Source organism: Streptomyces sp. NPDC059668 (assembly GCF_042734135.1).
Lineage (GTDB): Bacteria > Actinomycetota > Actinomycetes > Streptomycetales > Streptomycetaceae > Streptomyces.
This window is the reverse complement of record NZ_JBHWEL010000012.1, coordinates 1-16057: the sequence shown is the minus strand read 5'-3', so window position 1 is coordinate 16057 and position 16057 is coordinate 1. Positions and strand designations below refer to the sequence as shown.

Sequence of the window (16057 nt, the reverse complement as noted above, 5' to 3'; positions counted from 1 at the left end):
CCACGGTACCCACGCGCGTCACGGTGTCCACCAGGGCGACGGGCACGGCGTGGGCGTACCGAGGGCGCGCCTGACGACGACGGTGTGTGCGGCTCTGAAGATGTCGTCGCCGTCACATCCCTCTCCCGTGCTGTCATCCACCCTGTACCGGTGTCATTCTCCCACCGGTAGAGGACGAACACACGGGCCGAAAGGTTCGCAAGTTCGAACCGCAAGTTCGAACCGCAAGTTCGAACCGCGAGCGTGAACCGTCGCCTCGGATCACCGCCTCGAACCGTCGACCTCGGATCACCGCCTCGAACCGTCGGCTCGAATCGGTGCCTCGGATCATCGCCTCGATCCCCGGCCCGACCGCGGGCTACTTCGCGGTGCGTACGGTGATGCTCCCGTCGCCGGTGTGGGCGGAGACCCGGTGGGAGCCGGCCGGGTCCCGGGGCACGGACACGTGCACCGAGCCGTCGTCGCTCCCGGCGGACACCCGGTAGGCGTGGTGCGGCAGCTCGATGGTGAGGGAGCCGTCGCCGCTGCGGGACTCCACCAGGTCGGGCACGACGCCGAGTCCGAGCCGCACGGAGCCGTCCTCGGTACGGGCACGTACCTGGCGCGAGTCCACGTCGAGCGCGCTGATCGAGCCGTCGCCGCTGCGCAGGTCCAGCGGGCCGGAGGAGTCCGTCACACGGACACTGCCGTCCGAGGTGCGGATCTTCAACGCCGCCGCGAAGCCGTTCGCCCGTACGCTGCCGTCCCCGTCGACGACGTTCACGGCGACACCGGACGGCACCACGATCCGGTGCTTGGCGCTGCAGTCGGCGATCATGCCGGAGCACTTCATCCGCAGGACGAGCCGGTCGTCCTTCATCGCCCAGGTCACCCGGGGGTCGCCGCCGACGACGACGTGCCCCTGGAACCACCGGGTGACCTCGACGGTGTCCGTGCCCGAGGAGCCGGCGACCACGAGTTCGAGCGCGGAGTCGTCCGAGTCCACGGTGAGGGTGCGCCCGTGCAGGGCGAAGGACCGGTGGTCCGGGTGCTGGTCGTCCTCGGCGCCGGTGCCGGCGCCGCATGCCGCGAGTGTGCCGACGAGAGCCACGACGGCGCCGGTCACGGCCACCGTCCGGGTGCGCGCTGTACGTGCCATGAAGATCCATCCCCCTGAGAAGAACGCGAGTGCGCCGGGCCCCTCGGGCACGTTCCTCCGACGCACTTCGACCGTACGGAGCGGGGCCCCGGCGGGGGATCCGGGCGGCTGGCGGATCGGGGGTGGGGTTAACCCCCGTCCACCGGGGTCCACCGGTCCCTTCCGGCGCGAATACGGGTTTGCGGGGCAGGCCCCCGGGCAATGTAGGCTGTCGACTCGTCCTGGGCGCGTAGCTCAGCGGTAGAGCGCCGCCCTTACAAGGCGGATGTCGGCGGTTCGAAACCGTCCGCGCCCACCAGGTTCGGGACACGACTAAGGCCCAGGTCAACCGGTGCGAAGCCGGAGACCTGGGCCTTGATCTTTCTCGGCGATTTTTCGCCGCCGTGCCACTCACGTGCCAGATGGTCCGCGCGGAGGCCGCTTCACCTTCCGGATCTGACCGTCCACGTAGTCGGCGATCTCGTGATCGCGCCCGTTGACGAGGTGCTGATAGACCAGCGCGGCCCGCACCGACGAGTGGCCCATCCGTTGCATCAACTCGCGGGTGGTGGCGCCGCCGGTCGCGGCGAGCGTGTTCCCGGTGTGCCGGAGATCGTGGAAGTGGACGTCACCGAGACCGGTCGCGGTGAGAGCGCGGAGCCAGATACGCCGGAAGTTGTTCCGCCGCAGGACACCGCCGCGGGCCCCGACGAAGACGAGCCCGGTGCGGCCGGCTTCCGCATGCTCCGCCAGGTGGTGCGCCAACTCGGGCACGAGCGAGGCCGGGAACGCCACGGTGCGGACGCCGGCCGCGCTCTTGGGCGCCTTGACGGTGAGGCCGTCCGTCCGGGTCTCGGAGTACGAACGGCGGACGGAGACGGTACGGGCCTCCAGGTCGATGTCCCGGCGCTGGAGCGCGGCCAGCTCGCCGAAGCGGAGGGCGGCGAACGCGGCCAGGAGCACCAGGGCGCGGCAGTGCGGCGGAACCGCGTCGGCGAGCCGGTACACCTCGGGTACAGAGAGGAACGGCCGCTCGGTGTGGGTGACCGTGCCCGCGCCCTTGACCCGGCACGGATTGCGTTCGATCAGCCCGTCATCCACGGCCGTGTTCATGATGGCCCGGAGGACTTGGTACGCCTTGGAGACGGTGGCCGGCCCGACTCCCGCGTCGAGGAGTTCGGTACGCCAGCGTCGTACCTGTGGCGTGGTGATCTCCCGCAGGGGGACCGCGCGGAACGTCGGCAGGATGTGCCGGTTGAGCACGCCCGCGTTGCGCTCCCGCGTGGTGGCCGCGTAGTCACGATCCTTGAACCACGACTGCGCGAAGTCACCGAACGCGATCTTCACGTCGGGGTTCGTCCAGTCGCCGTCGAGGATCTTGGCCTCTTGCTTGACCAGCCAGCGGTCCGCATCGGTCTGCGTCCCGAACGTCGCGTCAGCCGTACGCATCAGGCCGTCCGGACCCCGGTAGCGGGCCTGAAAGCGGCCGGAGGGCAGCTTGCGCACGGAGCCGAAGCGGCGACGGCGCCCCTTGGAGTTCGCCATCAGGCCACCGCCTTCAATCGCGTGGCACGGGCCGTGATCGGCTCCACGGTGTGCTCCGTGATGTAGGCGTCCACGGCACTCTCCGGGATACGGACATGACGGCCGACCTTCACGAAGGTGATGCGCCGCTCGGCTATCAGCCGGCGGGGGAAGCGCGCCGAGGTGCCGAGCAGTTCGGCCACCTGATCGACGCTGAGGTATCGGTCCTTCATGCTGCGGCTCCTTCCAGGGCGAGTTGGTCGCGTAGGGCTTCGCGGGCTGTCTCCCGGTTGCTCTGGAGGTCTCGCGCGATCGTCGCGGCGAGGACGGATTCACCTGGGGTGTGGCCGTGGCCGGCGTACTGCCAGTCGACCAGGGCGAGGACGGTGTCCGGCTCTCGATCGTCGAGACCGAGGACGGAAGCCTCCTGGGCAGCCCGGTAGTCGGCGCGTTCCTGGCGGAGGGCGCCGAGAGTGGTGGAGTACGTGCGCGACTTGGACGAGAAGTGCCCGCGGAAGCCGAGCATGTGGGCCCAGGCCCAGAGGCGCCGGTCCGGATACAGGCTGTCCAGGTCGCGGCACGCGGTGATGAGTCGCCGGGTGTGGTCGGGCACCTGGTGTCGGTCGAGTTCGGAGAGTTCACCGATGCGGCGGTCCAACGTGCCGGTGTTCTCAGCGGCCTTGGTGGCGTACTTGGCCACGTACGAGGCCACGGCCTGTTCGGTGATGTCGGAGCCGTCGCCGAATGCCTTGACCGGGCGAACGTCGAGCTGTCGGCCCCAACGGAACGTCCGGGCGGGTTGGTCGTCGGCGGCCGGGACTGAGACGGACGTGTACGCGTGTGTGGCGGCGGCGTGTATCGCGTCGGTGAGGAGGCCGACCGTGGCCCAGACGGGCGGCGGCGTTCCGGGTCCCTCGGAGCCGTCGAGGCGTACGACGGCGTGGAAGTGCAGGGCACCGCGCTTCTGGAACTCGGCCACCTTGCCGTACGAGACGCGCAGGTGGTCGGGGAGCTCCCGGCGGGCCAGGCCGCCGCGGGCGGCGAGTTCGCGGCGGAGTCGCGTCGTGAAGCGCTGCCAGAGCTGTCCGGCGTGGTTGTTGAACAGGACGGCGCCCGCGTAGTCGTAGGTATCGGGGTCGAGCGCCGTGCCCAGCTCGGAGGCGTCGGACGCGTGCGGGTTGCCGCAGCGGCAGGAGCCGTCGTGATCAGGGCGGTTGTGAACCGGGCCGAACGAGGGGGCGGTGAGCGTGGCGAAGACGCGCGGGTGGTCGCGGACGGCGGCGGAGATGTCCCGGCGGTCGTCCCCGGCCAGGCCGGCACGGATCAGGTGATAGGTGTCGCCCGCGTAGGTCCAGGCGCAGGAGGGGCAGCGGGAGGCGCGGCGGTTGCCGCAGGCGAGGCGGAGGCGACCGCCCGGTTCGTTCTCGGTGGAGTAGTGGTGCAGGGTCTCGCCGGTGTTCCTGTCCTTGTGGAGGACCCAGCCGGTGAGGTGGATCGGGTCGGAGCAGCCGCCGGTGCGGCGGATCTGCTCCTCCCAGCGGGAGTAGTCGGAGGCGGAGGCGACTCGGAGGACGTCTCCGAGGGTGATCGGATCGAGCGGCAGGACACGAGCCTTGGTTGTCGCGGGAGAGGCCCGGTGGGCCATGCTGGGTGTTCCTTCCGGTTGCGAGATCGGACAGGGACGGCTCCCCGGCGGCGGACGCTTGGCGGTATCGAGGCCGCCCGGGGGCCGATCAGCGCCGCTTGGCGTCGGAGGCGAGCAGAGAGCGCACGACGACGGCGCAGACAGCCACAGAGGCGCCGGTGATGGCGACGGCCAGAAGCAGCGAGACGAGGACGGCGCCGACGACCAGGACCACGGCCGTGCCGCCACCGACGAGCGCGAGCGCGGTGCCGGGGGTGAGCTGGACGACCGGGCGCGACGGGGCGGGGGAGACGGACGTCGGCGGCAGGACCGGCGTGCCCGGGGTGATGGTGGTCGGCTGGATGACAGCGGGCGGGGTCGTCAGGCCGGTGGGCTGGGGCATGGTCGGGAGCTTGGGCCGGAACATGGGCGGTTCGCCTTTCGCGGTTACTTGACGGCGGTGTCGATGACGGGGGCCAAGACGCTGTCGGCGAGGAGGAATCCGCCGAGGAGCAGTACGGCGATGAGCCACCAGGGCGGGCGGATGAGCTTCACGCCGAGGTAGCCGACGGCGAGGAGAGCGAGCCAGAGCGGAACCTGCACGTGGGCCTCCTAGCGGACGCGGCAGCGGTGGGTGCGGGCGGCGAGCTGGGCGGCGGACTGACTGGAGTAGTCGGCGGACCAGCCGCAGCGGTCGGCGGTGCAGACGGCGGCGTGTGCGGTTCGGCCGTTCCGGTCGCGGTGCGTGCCGATCTGTACGGGGCCGATCCGCATCACCGAGTGGAAGTTGTCGCGGGCGGGCATCGGGTGTCTCCTTCCTGGTCAGGCGAGGTGGGCGGCGATGGCGTCCGCGAGGTGGGGCGGGACGCCGAGGCGGGAGCGCAGGGTGTCGGTGTCGATCGGGGCCCCGGTGCGGGCGCGGTATTCGTCGGCGACCTTGCGGGCGTGGTCGACGAGGACGGCGGGGACCGGTGGGGCGGGCGTCGGGGCGGGAGCCGGAACCTCTGTCGGGGCTGGGGCCGGTTCGGCGGCCGGGGCAGGCTCGGTCACGGCCGCTTCCGGAGGCTGGGGTTCGGCGTCTGACGTGTCCGGGGCGGGTGCCGGCGGAACCGGCTCTGGCTCCGCAGCGGACGAGTGGGCGAGGAGCGTTCCGCCGAGGAAGGCGAGCGCGGGCCATCCGGCGATGCCGAGGCGGAGCGGCGCGGGTGGGTCGGACAGGTCGAGGAATCCGGCGGTGGCGATGTTGGCGCCGAGGGAGGCGAACAGGGCGATGAGGAACCAGCACCAGGCCAGCCGGGACGGGCCCTCACTACGCAGGCGCCGCCAGGCCGCGACCAGGAGCAGGTCGACGCTGACCGGGTAGGCCCATGCCTTCCAGCCGTTCTGCCCGGCAGCGGCGGCCAGGTCGTGCAGGTGGGCGAAGGACAGGGCACCGGCGAGGACGGCTTGGACCAGCACCGCGTCGATACGGAGACCGTGACGGGCTCCCATCAGGAGTCCTCACCCGGGTAGGCGGGGCCGCCATCGGGGTCGTAGCCGGGCGGGAACACGCCGGGCGGCGGCTCGGGCAACGAGACGGCGAGGGACGAGCTGACCGACTCCACGAAGTCGAGGTCGGCGCCGCCCATGTCGGCGTACAGGGCGAGTTGGCCGAGGAGGAGCACGGTCCGGGCGAAGTCCTCGCAGTTCGGGCACATGCCGGGTTCTCCCTTCATCAGGCATGGCGGGGGTAGGGACTTGGCGTGAAGGCGGTCGCGCCGGCCGTTGGAGGAGGGCGAGAGATCAGGCGGTGGCCGGCGAAGGCTTGACCGAGGGCACGGGAGCGGCGGCGGGACCGGTGAGAGCGGGGCGGAAGGGCTCCAGCTCGGGCAGGTCCGGCGTCCGGTCGGCGTGCCGGTTGCAGAGGTTCACGGCCTGGCGGAGCGAGGTGTGCGGGGCACGGATGCGGTGCCAGCCGCCGCTGGAGTCGCCCGCGATGGCGATCCCCCGCAGCTCGGCAGGGATCTGGATGGCGGCGAGGACGGCGTCCGGGGAGATGTCACCGAAGGCCATGTTGGCGGAAGTCTCGTCGTTGACGCGGTGGGCGGTACGGCCGGTGAGCTGGGCGCGGAGCATGGTGATGCCCTTGCCGAGTTCGGACCCGAAGCGCTGTCCGCAGATTTCGAGGTAGATGCCGGCGGCGCGGCCGAGCTGGGCGAGGCGGACCAGAGCGGTGATGATGCGGTCCCGCCGCTTCTCCTCCTCCTTGCTCGCGTACAGGGCGAGTTCGGCCACCTCGTCGACCAGGACGACGACCGGGGTCGGACGCAGTCCGTCGGGCAGGTCCCAGATGTCGGCGGCGATCTCCGCGTCCGGCACGTCGGCGGTGATCCGCTGCTGGGCACGGATCAGCTGGTAGACGTCTCCCATCCGCGACACGAGCGCTTCGAGCAGTTCCGCGGCGGTGTCGGGGTTGTCGGCCAGCGCGGAGAACCTGCGGGCCAGCGGGAACAGCTCGACCCCTTGCTTGCAGTCGATGCCGACGAGGGCGACGTCCATCGGGGCGAGCCCGGCGACCAGGTTGCGCTGATAGACGGACTTGCCGGACTCCGTGGCGCCGAGTGTGAGGGCGTGGGGTATCGCCCGGTAGTCGCGGTAGTGCACCGAGCCGTCCTCCCGCAGTGCGACGGGGACCCGCATAGGCCGAGACTCGGACGCTGCGGGCATCTGCACCCGCTTGAGTACGTCGTAGCCGGTCATCCGCACCTCGACGACGCCGGAGCGCAGCTCACGCGAGGTCACGCCGTACATCGAGAAGGAGTGCCGGAGGCGGTCCGAGGCGGCCGCGATGTCGAACGCGTCCTGACCCGGGCGGAGTTTGAGCCGCAGGACCAGGCCGGTGCGAGTCGGCCGCAGCCGCTGGATGCGCGGCGGGCGGAACTCTGGTGCGGGCCGGTTGGTGGCCCGTGCGACGGCGAGACGCCACCGTGAGGGCGGAACGGTCAGGCCGCACGCGTCCATGACAGTGCCGTACCGGACCAGGACCCGTAACGCCGCCAGTGTGACCCCGAAGGCGAGCCAGTACCAGGCGGGGCGCCGCCACCGCAGGAGACCCGCGGTGACGACGACCAGCACCAGAGCGACCGTGTATCCGGTCATGATCAGGCCGCCTTGGGCTCGGCGGCGGTCCCGGCGAGCGAGGTGACCGCCACCGCACGGAAGGCGATGCCGTGCCGCTTCTGACCGTTGAAGTCGTTCTCCCAGGGCCGGGCGACGAGGCCGGTGAGCGCGACCGGAGTGCCCATGGCCAGGTCGCCGGTGATCCCGGGCTCGGGAACGGTGATGGACAGGATCTCCACCTCCTCGTTCGCCGCGAACATCACGTCGACCGTCATGAGCTTCGAGCCGGACTCGATGTCCATGGCGATCTCGCCCGTCCGGCGGTCCTTGACCTTGGGCTGCGGGGTCTTGGCGACCATCACGACGGCGGTGGAGGTGTCGACAGGAATCTGACGCACAGCAGGTACTCCTCTATAGGTGGTGGACTCCGTCACTCATGTACATGAGTGACATGAAGAAGAGTGCAACACTCCTGTACATGAGTCAACCCGCCACAGCAAAGAAGTCACGCCGCTCGGTGGGGAGTTGAGGCGGCACGGAGGCCGGAGGCGCCCTGACCAGCTCGACCGCACTGTCAGTGCACGCGGTTAATCTCCGGCCATGAGCATGATCGGCGAGTACGCACGCATGACCCCTGCCCAACTTGACCGCGCCATCAGTGATCCGGATTGGATTCTGGAGTGGCTGGACGAACTGATCGAGACGGAGTCGGAGGGACGGCCGGAACTGCCGGACGCGCGCAGTCACGACATCGACAAGGCCTGGCATGCCCTCCACTTCTTGCTGCGGCGCATCGGCTTCCCGGTCGCAGTGGTTCGCGGTGAGCAGGAGATACCCGGCGCCGAGGACTGGGGCTACGGACCGCCCCGGTACCTCACCGTGGAACGGGTCCGCGCGGCAGCCGACGCGTTCGCCACAACTCCCAGCGCTGCTCTGACGGAGGGCGTCAGCCCCACCGACCTTGCCAAGGCAAAGATCTATCCGACCATCGTCTGGGAGCGCGGCGAGTCATTGGAGTACGTGACGGACCACTACGAAGCGCTCGGCCAGTTCTTCCAGGCGGCAGCAAGCGCTGGAGACGCCATGCTCGTCTGGCTCGACTAGCCCAGCCCTTTCCGCTGCTCCCAGTTGAGGGCTTCAGTCGGCGGCGGGAATGCGGTACTCGAAAACGAACTGGTCAGCGGCCATGAGCGTGTCGCACACCTCGACCACGAGACCCGCGGTCGTACGGGCTTCCCGGATCAGATGCACCACGGGCGCACCCGGGCTCAACGCCAGCTCCGAGGCTTCCGACTTCGAGGCCGGCCGCGCTTGCAGCGTCTCGACGTACTCCGCGAACTCATGCCCGTGGTCTTCGAGTCGGGCATAGATGCCACCACCGCCGGGGTTCTCGGCGAACAGCTCCGGGATGTCCTTCACGACGTCCCAGGGGAGGTAGGAGGTGGCGACCTCGACGGGCGTGCCGTTCCGGAAGTAGAGACGCCGACGGGCCAGCACCTGTGCGCCGGCGGGCACGCCGAGGCGTCGAGCGGCATCCTCGGGTGCGTCCATGGGCCCTATGTACAGGACGCTGACCTTGGCGGTGGCGCCGGACTGGGCCGACTCCGCGAGGTAGGCCGCCTGGCCGCCCTGCCGGAGCGAACGCCGGAATCGGTCGGAGGACCGGTGCCGCACCGGAGGGCGGTCCTTCACGATCGAGCCCTTGCCGTGCCGGGTCTCGACCAGACCGCTCGCCCGTACCTCGACCATGGCCTTACGGATCGTGCCGCCGGACACGCCGTAGCGGTCCACCAGCTCGGATTCACTCGGCACCATGTCGCCGGGCTTGAGGACCCCCGCCCGGATCTGCTGCACGATCTCTTCCGCGATCTGCACGTACCGAGGCCCGGAAGCGCCCCCTCCAGCAGCAGTTCCCATAGTCCTTCCCTGCCTCCTAAGCTCCTCTACATGAGTCAACCACAGGAAGCGACAGCGCCTCCCCTGCACTCCGTGTCCGTGGCGGGAGTAGTGGTGCGCGAGGACGGCCGCCTCCTGGCGATCCGCCGAGCTGACAACGGCACCTGGGAGCTCCCGGGCGGCATCCTCGAACTCGAAGAGACCCCGGAGGCCGGCGTCGCCCGCGAGGTCCTGGAGGAGACGGGCATCCACGTCGAGGTGGGCGAACTCACCGGCGTCTACAAGAACATGACCCGCGGCGTCGTCGCCCTGGTCTTCCGCTGCAAGCCGTCAGGCGGCACCGAACGGACCTCGGCCGAGTCCACGGCGGTCTCGTGGCTCACGCCTGACGAGGTCAACGAGTGGATGTCGGAGGCCTTTGCCGTCAGGCTGCTGGACGCCTTGGACGACAACGGGCCTCATGTGCGGAGCCACGACGGCAGACAACTGCTCACCCCATGACAGAGGCGAGCAACCCTCGTAAGCAGCCGAGGCAACTCGCCGAGCTGTCCAACGTCCACGAGTTCCTCGACCAGGTACGCCTTCGCCCCGGCATGTGGCTGCGAGGCAACTCCCTGGAGCACCTGAACTCCATGCTGATCGGCTACCGAGCCGCGATGGCCGTGCACGGTATCGCCGAAGACTTCGACTTCTGGAACCCCGGCTCGCAGGGACCTTTCGCAGAGTGGCTCTGGCTACGGCTCGGGCGTCACAGCCCTCTTGGATGGCCAACCGAGATCGAACGCGAGGCGCAGGCGGCCGGCACTCCGGCAGTCGAGCTGTTCTTCGCCCTGTTCGACGAGTACCGACGAGAGCGCCAGCTGCCCGAGGGATAAGACTTTCCCTACTTCATCAAGGCGGCTCGCTCCGCTCCCCGCGCGCGGCCCGGCCCCCGGCCGGGCCTGCGCTCCTGTCTCCGCCCCGCTCCAGCCCGGCTGGCGCCCAGACCGCGCTCAGAGCTGTCAGCCACCTGACGCCAGAGAAGAGGGGCGTCGTGGCTGGGGCGGTCGGCTCCACGGCTTAGGTGTGCCATCTCAAGAGGTTGGTGGCACGGACGTGATCGCGCAGCCGTCTGGCCTTCCTCTTCTCCGTTTGCATTTCCATCTCCGTTTCTTGCCAGTCGGTAATCCTGACCGGTATCGATGCGCCTGTTGCAGGTGATGCTTACCGGGTCGCTGCGTGGGTTACGCAAGGAAGCTTCAGGGTAGGGAGTCGGAGACTCATCCGCAGCAAGGGGAAAATGATGGAAATAGAAATCCGTTTCCATATTCTCGCTTCAACCGATGCCCAAGAGCAAGGTATCGTCACGACGGAATTGCAAATTGCCGGCGTGGGGCAGATCGAAATCATTGACGCACACGGAAGCGCACCGCTTGACGAGATTCTAATCGTAGGCTCCTCGTCCCTCACGGCATTGACCTTTGCGATTGAACGATTTCGCCGCATGTTCAAGCGAGGAGTTTTTATCGACGCCAGGAGTTCGCGGTCGCTGTCCATACGCTCAGACAAATCCATTCCGCGAGGTATGGTCGTGATTCGCCACCGCAGCGGCGAAATCGAAGTCCGGGACGCGGAGGGGCTGCAGCAGAACTTGCTCGCAATCCTCGCCAAACGTGGGGGCGATCAGGCGTCCGGCGCGAATCCTTCTGGAAGTGGTGCCGATGTATGAGGGTGAGGGTGAAATAGCGCGAAGCGCGCATTTTGCCGAATATCAGAATCTGGAACTAGCAAGCGAAGCGGCATTACTGGCTCGCACTTTCGCCGACGAGCAATTCATCGAGCATTACGCAGTTCCCCGTGAAGGCAGAGATGGTTGGGCGGGGTTCTGGGAAGCCAACCTGAGCCTGCGCGGAATTCTAGACGAAATCCTCGGGACGTTCGCCATGCTGGAGGAGAGTGAGACGGAGTGTCGCCAGACGCGTAAGTTGGCGGGCTCGATCGAAGCCATCCTCCTAGGGTCGTTTGCACTTGAATCCCGTACCTTCCCACTTCCGGGAGACAGGTCCAAGTTCATCATCGCCCTGTCCCCCTTGGTCTGTGATCTGATGGCGGATTTGGCATGGGCAGTCCCCAGGGCACTTTCGGAGCGAGGCCCTATTTTCGATCCAGAGAAGCTAAAATTGATCGACGATTACATCATCCGATACCTTCTTGCGTTCATCCATCATGACAGAAGCGTAATTCGTCACATTATTGACGAGGTTCCGCGCTCTCCGTCTACCATTAGAAACGCCCATTCTTTTAGGCGGGCCAGCAGTAGGCATCTCCTCCTGCATGAAATTGGGCACTTGAGGCTGGAGCACTTTGACGTGCTGCGGGAGATGGTCATGCAAGGCTTCTTCCGTCCGACTTCGGCTATCTTCCCTTCCCGTATCGTGGGAAGGGAAGTCGCCGCCGATTGCATGGCATTTCAGATGAACGTAAATGCACATGTCCACGACACCCTGGGCCGCGACGCGGGTGATAGTTTCACCCAAAGAGTCGGCCAGGCGGTCAAGTGTGCGTCACTCGTAAGTGGATACTTCTTCGTGGTGATGGAAATATTTCACCATCTGGCGATTGTGCTTGGAGATTCCGCTAGAGCTCAACGATACGCACAAGCCTGCCGTCGGAAGAAGATAGTTAGGCGGCAAGTTCGATATTGCAGATTGAGCATTCTTCCTGAATTTTATGGAGTGAGGTTCTGGCAGTTGTCGGACCGCACTCACTGGGGCCTGCAGAAGCTCTTTGTCGATCATGTCTGCCGCGACTTAATCCCGCGTGCGATTCTCTATCGGCCGGTCTAACTGGCGGTTCTCTATCCGCTCGTGTGGTCGGTGAGGTTCGAACGGCGCGCTGGTTCGGGTGAGTTGTTCGGTGTGGAGGCATGCAAGAAGGGCCTCTCAAAGAGCGTGAGCCAGCACACCGTGCACCACAACCGCATCCAGCCCGCGAACCGGCTGTCCGCCCAGGCTGGCGCCTCAGCCAGCCACGAGTGATCGCAGCTTCCCGAGCTAAGGGTTCAGGCACTGTCGGCACGGGCCCGCCGTCACGGCTTGCTCTGGTCGACGGCACCGACGGCGTGGCTGAGGCCCGTGGGGGCGGAGCGAGGCATACGCGTGCGTGGTCGGTCGACGCACCCGCCGTCGTGGCTGACTGTCTTCGGCTGAGGTTCAGGCGGCGCGCATCGAGGGTGCCGGCTGTCGGCCGAGCGTGCGGAAGCTGGGCCGTCTCTGGGCCGTCCGAGGTTGCTCAACAGCGGCCAATGACGACCAACGACGACGACTAGGCGCACGAACCCACCGCGCCTGAGCTGGGAAGCAGCAGGTCGCCGAGATCCCCGACAAGACCCAGGGCAAGAAGAAATAGGCCCGACTGAAGTGGCGCCCCCAGCTTCGGCGCTTCGGCGTGCCGGATCGAGCATATGCGGTCGGAATGGGGCTGTTTCGGTCGGGTTTCGATCACCTTTTGGCGTGTGGGACGTCGTGGGAACTCATGAGGTGGTGGTGGTCGTCTGCGTGGGTGCGTTGTCCAGCGTGCTCGGTCGTTGTGCGCTTCGAGAGGGAGGGGTCTGGAGTGGCTGAAGAGATCGGGATCGCGGAGGCTGTCGAGTACCTGAGGGCGGAGTTGGTGGCTGCGGCGGCAGGCAGTAGCGCTGGCCCGCGGTTTGAAGTCGGTCCGGTGGAGCTGGAGTTCTCCGTGGAGATGCGCAAGGAGGCCAAAGGCAAGGCCGGGCTGAAGGCATGGGTGGTTTCGGCCGATGCGGAGGCGTCGGTGTCGAAGGCGTCGGTGCACCGGGTGAAGCTGGTGTTGACGCCGAAGGACACGGTGACCAACGGCGCCTATCACGTGAACACCGACCGCCCCGATGAGACGGGCGAGTTGCTGGGTTCGCGTTTCGGCGAGTAGAGCCACACATCCCGTTCGCTGCCGTGGGACGTGGGTGGGGCGGGTACGTGTGTATCGGTTTTTTGGCGCGATCGTGGGGACTGGTCACGGTGGACAGGGCGCGGGTGACGGTGGTGCGGTCCGGGGAGGCGCGGGGGTCGGGGTATGTGCTGGGGGGTCGGCTGGTGCTGACGGCCGCGCACGTGCTTAAGGACCCTTCACGTGTGTCGGTGCAGCTTCCTGGTCGGGCAGGTCTGGTGAAGTGCCAGGTCGTGTGGCACCGGCTGGAGGACGGACCGCAGGGGTGGGACGCTGCGCTGCTTCTGGCGGACGGGGATCTGTCGCAAGGGCCGTTGCCTGGGGTGCGGTGGGGCCGACTGGTGACCATGCGGGCCTGTCCGGCGCAGGCACTCGGTTTCCCGGAGGCCGGGAAGGCCGGCGCACGGGCGGTGTCGCTGGTGCAGCGGGACGGGCGTGTGCTGCCGGAGAGCGGCCGGGACCGGGACCGCTACATCCTGGCCGGCGGCATGGGAGCCGAACCACTGGAGGGCAGCGAACGGCGGGAGGACGGCCGGGCGGCAAAGAAGGCCTCACCGTGGGGTGGGATGTCGGGTGCGGCACTGTGGTGCGGCAGCAGACCGGACATGCTGCCACTACTGACCGGCGTAGTGGTCGGTGACGCGCCCGGCTGGAGTCATACCCAGCTGGAAGCCGTGCCCGCCTACATGCTGGCGTCGGATCCTCAGGTGCGCCGACTGGTGGAGGAGCACACAGGGCGGCCGATGCTCCTGGAACCTGCCGATCTACAGGACGTCACCGACCTCCTTGCCGCTCCCAGGCCACCGCGATCTCCTGCTGACCTGCTCCGCCCCGAGCAGGCGGTGGTGTCCTTCATGGGCCGTGACGCCCTCCTGAAGGATCTGGAACGTTGGTGCGAGCCTGTCTCCGAGGGTGGCCAGGCCGACCTACCGAGCGCGGCTGCAGACGGCGTCTGGGGGTGGGATGGGAGCTCGGTGCGCGTGCGGCTGCTCACGGGTGGGGGTGGTGCGGGCAAGACCCGGCTGTCTGGCGAACTCGCCGCCCGGATGGCGGTCCGGGGTTGGACGACCATCCGTCTGACCACTAACAACACCGTGCTCTTGGACGTCCTGTCACAGGCGCGCCGACCGTTGCTGGTCGTGGTCGACTACTCCGAGACCCGCACACAGCAACTCCATGCCCTGCTCGCCGCCGTTGACCATGGCCATGTCATCGCCCCGGTCCGGGTGCTGGCCCTGGCGCGCGCCGCGGGCGACTGGTGGACCCGCGCCGCCCAGCACCCCCACGGCCAGGCGCTGGCCAGCGCGCCCGTGACCCCTGTACCGGCCCTGCACCACACCCCCGACAGCCGTGTCAGCGCCTACCAGTGGGCGGTGAGCGACTTCAGCAGGCGTCTGCACCGCCTGTCGCCCGCCGTCGACTGGTCGGCCCTTCTCCCTGCCGTGCTCGCTCCGGCCGCCCGACCGCCACTGACCGGATCCGAGTTCGATACCCCGTTGTCGGTGCAGATGGCCGCGCTCCTCGCCCTGCTCGACGCCACCGGTATCCCACAGCCCACCGATCCGGCCCGCTCGTTGGAAGGCCGGCTCCTGGGACACGAGCGCACCTACTGGGACGAGACCGCTGAGCATCGGAAGGGCTTGCGTGGGGAACGCACCGGGACGCAGACACGCTCTCTCGCTGTTGCCTTGGCCTGCATGGTCCCGGCAGCCGACCGCGACGACGCCCGAACCCTTCTGGCGCACCTGCCAGGCCTGACCGACGACAGCGCGGCCGCCGCACGCGGAGAGTTGACCACCTGGCTCACAGACCTGTACCCCACACCGGCGGAAACGGAATGGGGCAGCCTCCAGCCCGACCGGATCGCTGAGCACCACCTTGGAACAGAGGCCAGTCGAGAACCGGCCCTGTTCACCCGCATCCTCACCGCTCTGCCCGGCCCACAGGCCACCCAGGCTCTGACCATCCTGGCCCGCACCAGCCAGCACCCCCCGCACCACGAGGCGATCAGCCGCATCCTGCGTGACGCCGTCACCAGCGCTCCGACGGTCCTGGCACCCGCCGCCCTGGCCACCGCCACCCGAACCCCCCACCCCGCACCCCTGATCACTGCCCTCACCGAACTGACCCACACCACCTCGGACATCACCCTGCTGCACTCGCTACACGATCAGATCCCGCACGCCACCCTCGCGCTCAGCGAATGGGCCGCCGCCCTCACCACAATCCTGGTCGAATACCACGAAACAGCCGACACCTCCCTCTCCGCCCTCGCCACCCTGCTGAACAACCAGTCCGTCCGCCTGGCGGAGCTGGGGCGCAGGGAAGACGCCCTCACTGCCGTCACCCGCGCCGTCGAGATCCGCGAAGCCCTGGCCGACCAACAACCCGACGCCTTCCTCCCCGACCTCGCCATGTCGCTGAACAACCAGTCCAACCACCTGGCCGCCGTGGGGCGCAGGGGAGACGCCCTCACCGCCATCACCCGCGCCGTCGACACCTACCAGACCCTGGCCGACCAACAACCCGACGCCTTCCTCCCCGACCTCGCCATGTCGCTGAACAACCAGTCCATCCATCTGGCGCAGTTGGGGCGCAGGGAAGAGGCCCTCACTGCCGTCACCCGCGCCGTCGAGATCCGCGAAGGCCTGGCCGACCAACAACCCGACGCCTTCCTCCCCGCCCTCGCCGGCTCGCTGAACAACCAGTCCAACCGCCTGGCGCAGCTGGGGCGCGGGGAAGAGGCCCTCACTGCCATCACCCGCGCCGTCGAGATCCGCGAAGCCCTGGCCGACCAACAACCCGACGCCTTCCTCCCTGACCTCGCCGGCTCGCTGAACAACCAGTCCAAC

The 16057-nt window shown here is 68.2% G+C and carries 19 protein-coding genes and 1 tRNA gene; 8 read left to right on the top strand and 12 right to left on the bottom strand.

Annotated elements, in window-relative coordinates; all coding sequences use genetic code 11:
• Window positions 1-358: 358 nt before the first annotated feature.
• On the bottom strand, window positions 359-1138 hold the full coding sequence (locus ACFV2J_RS11955) for a DUF4097 family beta strand repeat-containing protein (RefSeq protein ID WP_385087494.1): 780 nt from the start codon (window positions 1136-1138) through the stop codon (window positions 359-361).
• 223 nt (window positions 1139-1361) lie between these two features.
• On the opposite strand from ACFV2J_RS11955, the gene ACFV2J_RS11950 reads away from it, so the two are divergent.
• Window positions 1362-1436, top strand: a tRNA-Val gene (locus ACFV2J_RS11950).
• A 92-nt stretch (window positions 1437-1528) separates the two neighbouring features.
• On the opposite strand, the gene ACFV2J_RS11945 is transcribed toward ACFV2J_RS11950, so the two are convergent.
• The 10 genes from ACFV2J_RS11945 to ACFV2J_RS11900 form a co-directional block, all read right to left on the bottom strand.
• Window positions 1529-2662, bottom strand: coding sequence for a tyrosine-type recombinase/integrase (locus tag ACFV2J_RS11945; RefSeq protein WP_385087496.1), 1134 nt, complete (start codon window positions 2660-2662; stop codon window positions 1529-1531).
• A complete protein-coding gene (locus ACFV2J_RS11940; protein WP_385087498.1) occupies window positions 2662-2874 on the bottom strand; it encodes a helix-turn-helix domain-containing protein in 213 nt (70 codons plus the stop codon). Before ACFV2J_RS11940 ends, ACFV2J_RS11945 begins: the two co-directional genes overlap by 1 nt.
• Window positions 2871-4286, bottom strand: coding sequence for a replication initiator protein RepSA (gene repSA / locus ACFV2J_RS11935; protein WP_385087500.1), 1416 nt, complete (start codon window positions 4284-4286; stop codon window positions 2871-2873). The genes ACFV2J_RS11940 and repSA overlap by 4 nt, the downstream gene beginning before the upstream one ends.
• Window positions 4287-4374: 88 nt before the next feature.
• Window positions 4375-4692 (bottom strand): SpdD-like protein, encoded by a 318-nt coding sequence (locus ACFV2J_RS11930; RefSeq protein ID WP_385087502.1) that lies wholly within the window; start codon window positions 4690-4692, stop codon window positions 4375-4377.
• Between the two features lie 20 nt (window positions 4693-4712).
• On the bottom strand, window positions 4713-4868 hold the full coding sequence (locus tag ACFV2J_RS11925) for a hypothetical protein (RefSeq protein WP_329526416.1): 156 nt from the start codon (window positions 4866-4868) through the stop codon (window positions 4713-4715).
• 9 nt (window positions 4869-4877) lie between these two features.
• Window positions 4878-5069: a mobile element transfer protein gene (locus tag ACFV2J_RS11920; protein ID WP_385087504.1), complete on the bottom strand. Its 192-nt coding sequence runs from the start codon at window positions 5067-5069 to the stop codon at window positions 4878-4880.
• 18 nt (window positions 5070-5087) lie between these two features.
• Window positions 5088-5756, bottom strand: a complete 669-nt coding sequence (locus ACFV2J_RS11915) for a DUF2637 domain-containing protein (protein WP_385087506.1) — start codon at window positions 5754-5756, stop codon at window positions 5088-5090.
• A complete protein-coding gene (locus tag ACFV2J_RS11910) occupies window positions 5756-5962 on the bottom strand; it encodes a hypothetical protein (RefSeq protein ID WP_385087508.1) in 207 nt (68 codons plus the stop codon). The genes ACFV2J_RS11915 and ACFV2J_RS11910 overlap by 1 nt, the downstream gene beginning before the upstream one ends.
• 85 nt (window positions 5963-6047) lie before the next feature.
• Entirely contained in the window at window positions 6048-7403 is a 1356-nt protein-coding gene (locus ACFV2J_RS11905; RefSeq protein ID WP_385087510.1) for an FtsK/SpoIIIE domain-containing protein, read from the bottom strand.
• Window positions 7404-7405: 2 nt separating this feature from the next.
• Window positions 7406-7762, bottom strand: coding sequence for a hypothetical protein (locus tag ACFV2J_RS11900; protein ID WP_385087512.1), 357 nt, complete (start codon window positions 7760-7762; stop codon window positions 7406-7408).
• A 202-nt stretch (window positions 7763-7964) separates the two neighbouring features.
• Here ACFV2J_RS11900 and ACFV2J_RS11895 point away from each other — a divergent pair, with 202 nt between their 5' ends.
• Window positions 7965-8468 (top strand): YfbM family protein, encoded by a 504-nt coding sequence (locus ACFV2J_RS11895; RefSeq protein WP_385087514.1) that lies wholly within the window; start codon window positions 7965-7967, stop codon window positions 8466-8468.
• A gap of 33 nt (window positions 8469-8501) precedes the next feature.
• On the opposite strand, the gene ACFV2J_RS11890 is transcribed toward ACFV2J_RS11895, so the two are convergent.
• Window positions 8502-9281, bottom strand: a complete 780-nt coding sequence (locus ACFV2J_RS11890) for a GntR family transcriptional regulator (protein WP_385087516.1) — start codon at window positions 9279-9281, stop codon at window positions 8502-8504.
• A 30-nt stretch (window positions 9282-9311) separates the two neighbouring features.
• Here ACFV2J_RS11890 and ACFV2J_RS11885 point away from each other — a divergent pair, with 30 nt between their 5' ends.
• The 6 genes from ACFV2J_RS11885 to ACFV2J_RS11860 all read left to right on the top strand — a co-directional run.
• The gene (locus tag ACFV2J_RS11885) at window positions 9312-9761 is read left to right on the top strand and encodes an NUDIX hydrolase (RefSeq protein WP_385087518.1); all 450 of its coding nucleotides are present in this window, start codon (window positions 9312-9314) and stop codon (window positions 9759-9761) included.
• Entirely contained in the window at window positions 9758-10135 is a 378-nt protein-coding gene (locus ACFV2J_RS11880; protein WP_385087520.1) for a hypothetical protein, read from the top strand. The genes ACFV2J_RS11885 and ACFV2J_RS11880 overlap by 4 nt, the downstream gene beginning before the upstream one ends.
• Window positions 10136-10539: 404 nt before the next feature.
• Entirely contained in the window at window positions 10540-10968 is a 429-nt protein-coding gene (locus tag ACFV2J_RS11875; RefSeq protein ID WP_385087522.1) for a hypothetical protein, read from the top strand.
• The gene (locus ACFV2J_RS11870; RefSeq protein WP_385438355.1) at window positions 10952-12085 is read left to right on the top strand and encodes a hypothetical protein; all 1134 of its coding nucleotides are present in this window, start codon (window positions 10952-10954) and stop codon (window positions 12083-12085) included. Before ACFV2J_RS11875 ends, ACFV2J_RS11870 begins: the two co-directional genes overlap by 17 nt.
• Window positions 12086-12854: 769 nt before the next feature.
• On the top strand, window positions 12855-13187 hold the full coding sequence (locus ACFV2J_RS11865) for a trypco2 family protein (RefSeq protein WP_385087526.1): 333 nt from the start codon (window positions 12855-12857) through the stop codon (window positions 13185-13187).
• 203 nt (window positions 13188-13390) lie between these two features.
• Window positions 13391-16057: ATP-binding protein (locus tag ACFV2J_RS11860; RefSeq protein WP_385438352.1), on the top strand; the 2667-nt coding region annotated here is incomplete at its 3' end.

What these genes read in the sequence shown, in the direction of transcription:
- ACFV2J_RS11955 (WP_385087494.1), bottom strand. Translation starts at nt 1,138, where the DNA reads ATGGCACGTACAGCGCGCACCCGGACGGTGGCCGTGACCGGCGCCGTC.
- ACFV2J_RS11945 (WP_385087496.1), bottom strand. Translation starts at nt 2,662, where the DNA reads ATGGCGAACTCCAAGGGGCGCCGTCGCCGCTTCGGCTCCGTGCGCAAG.
- ACFV2J_RS11940 (WP_385087498.1), bottom strand. Translation starts at nt 2,874, where the DNA reads ATGAAGGACCGATACCTCAGCGTCGATCAGGTGGCCGAACTGCTCGGC.
- repSA (WP_385087500.1), bottom strand. Translation starts at nt 4,286, where the DNA reads ATGGCCCACCGGGCCTCTCCCGCGACAACCAAGGCTCGTGTCCTGCCG.
- ACFV2J_RS11930 (WP_385087502.1), bottom strand. Translation starts at nt 4,692, where the DNA reads ATGTTCCGGCCCAAGCTCCCGACCATGCCCCAGCCCACCGGCCTGACG.
- ACFV2J_RS11920 (WP_385087504.1), bottom strand. Translation starts at nt 5,069, where the DNA reads ATGCCCGCCCGCGACAACTTCCACTCGGTGATGCGGATCGGCCCCGTA.
- ACFV2J_RS11915 (WP_385087506.1), bottom strand. Translation starts at nt 5,756, where the DNA reads ATGGGAGCCCGTCACGGTCTCCGTATCGACGCGGTGCTGGTCCAAGCC.
- ACFV2J_RS11910 (WP_385087508.1), bottom strand. Translation starts at nt 5,962, where the DNA reads ATGTGCCCGAACTGCGAGGACTTCGCCCGGACCGTGCTCCTCCTCGGC.
- ACFV2J_RS11905 (WP_385087510.1), bottom strand. Translation starts at nt 7,403, where the DNA reads ATGACCGGATACACGGTCGCTCTGGTGCTGGTCGTCGTCACCGCGGGT.
- ACFV2J_RS11895 (WP_385087514.1), top strand. Translation starts at nt 7,965, where the DNA reads ATGAGCATGATCGGCGAGTACGCACGCATGACCCCTGCCCAACTTGAC.
- ACFV2J_RS11890 (WP_385087516.1), bottom strand. Translation starts at nt 9,281, where the DNA reads ATGGGAACTGCTGCTGGAGGGGGCGCTTCCGGGCCTCGGTACGTGCAG.
- ACFV2J_RS11885 (WP_385087518.1), top strand. Translation starts at nt 9,312, where the DNA reads ATGAGTCAACCACAGGAAGCGACAGCGCCTCCCCTGCACTCCGTGTCC.
- ACFV2J_RS11880 (WP_385087520.1), top strand. Translation starts at nt 9,758, where the DNA reads ATGACAGAGGCGAGCAACCCTCGTAAGCAGCCGAGGCAACTCGCCGAG.
- ACFV2J_RS11875 (WP_385087522.1), top strand. Translation starts at nt 10,540, where the DNA reads ATGATGGAAATAGAAATCCGTTTCCATATTCTCGCTTCAACCGATGCC.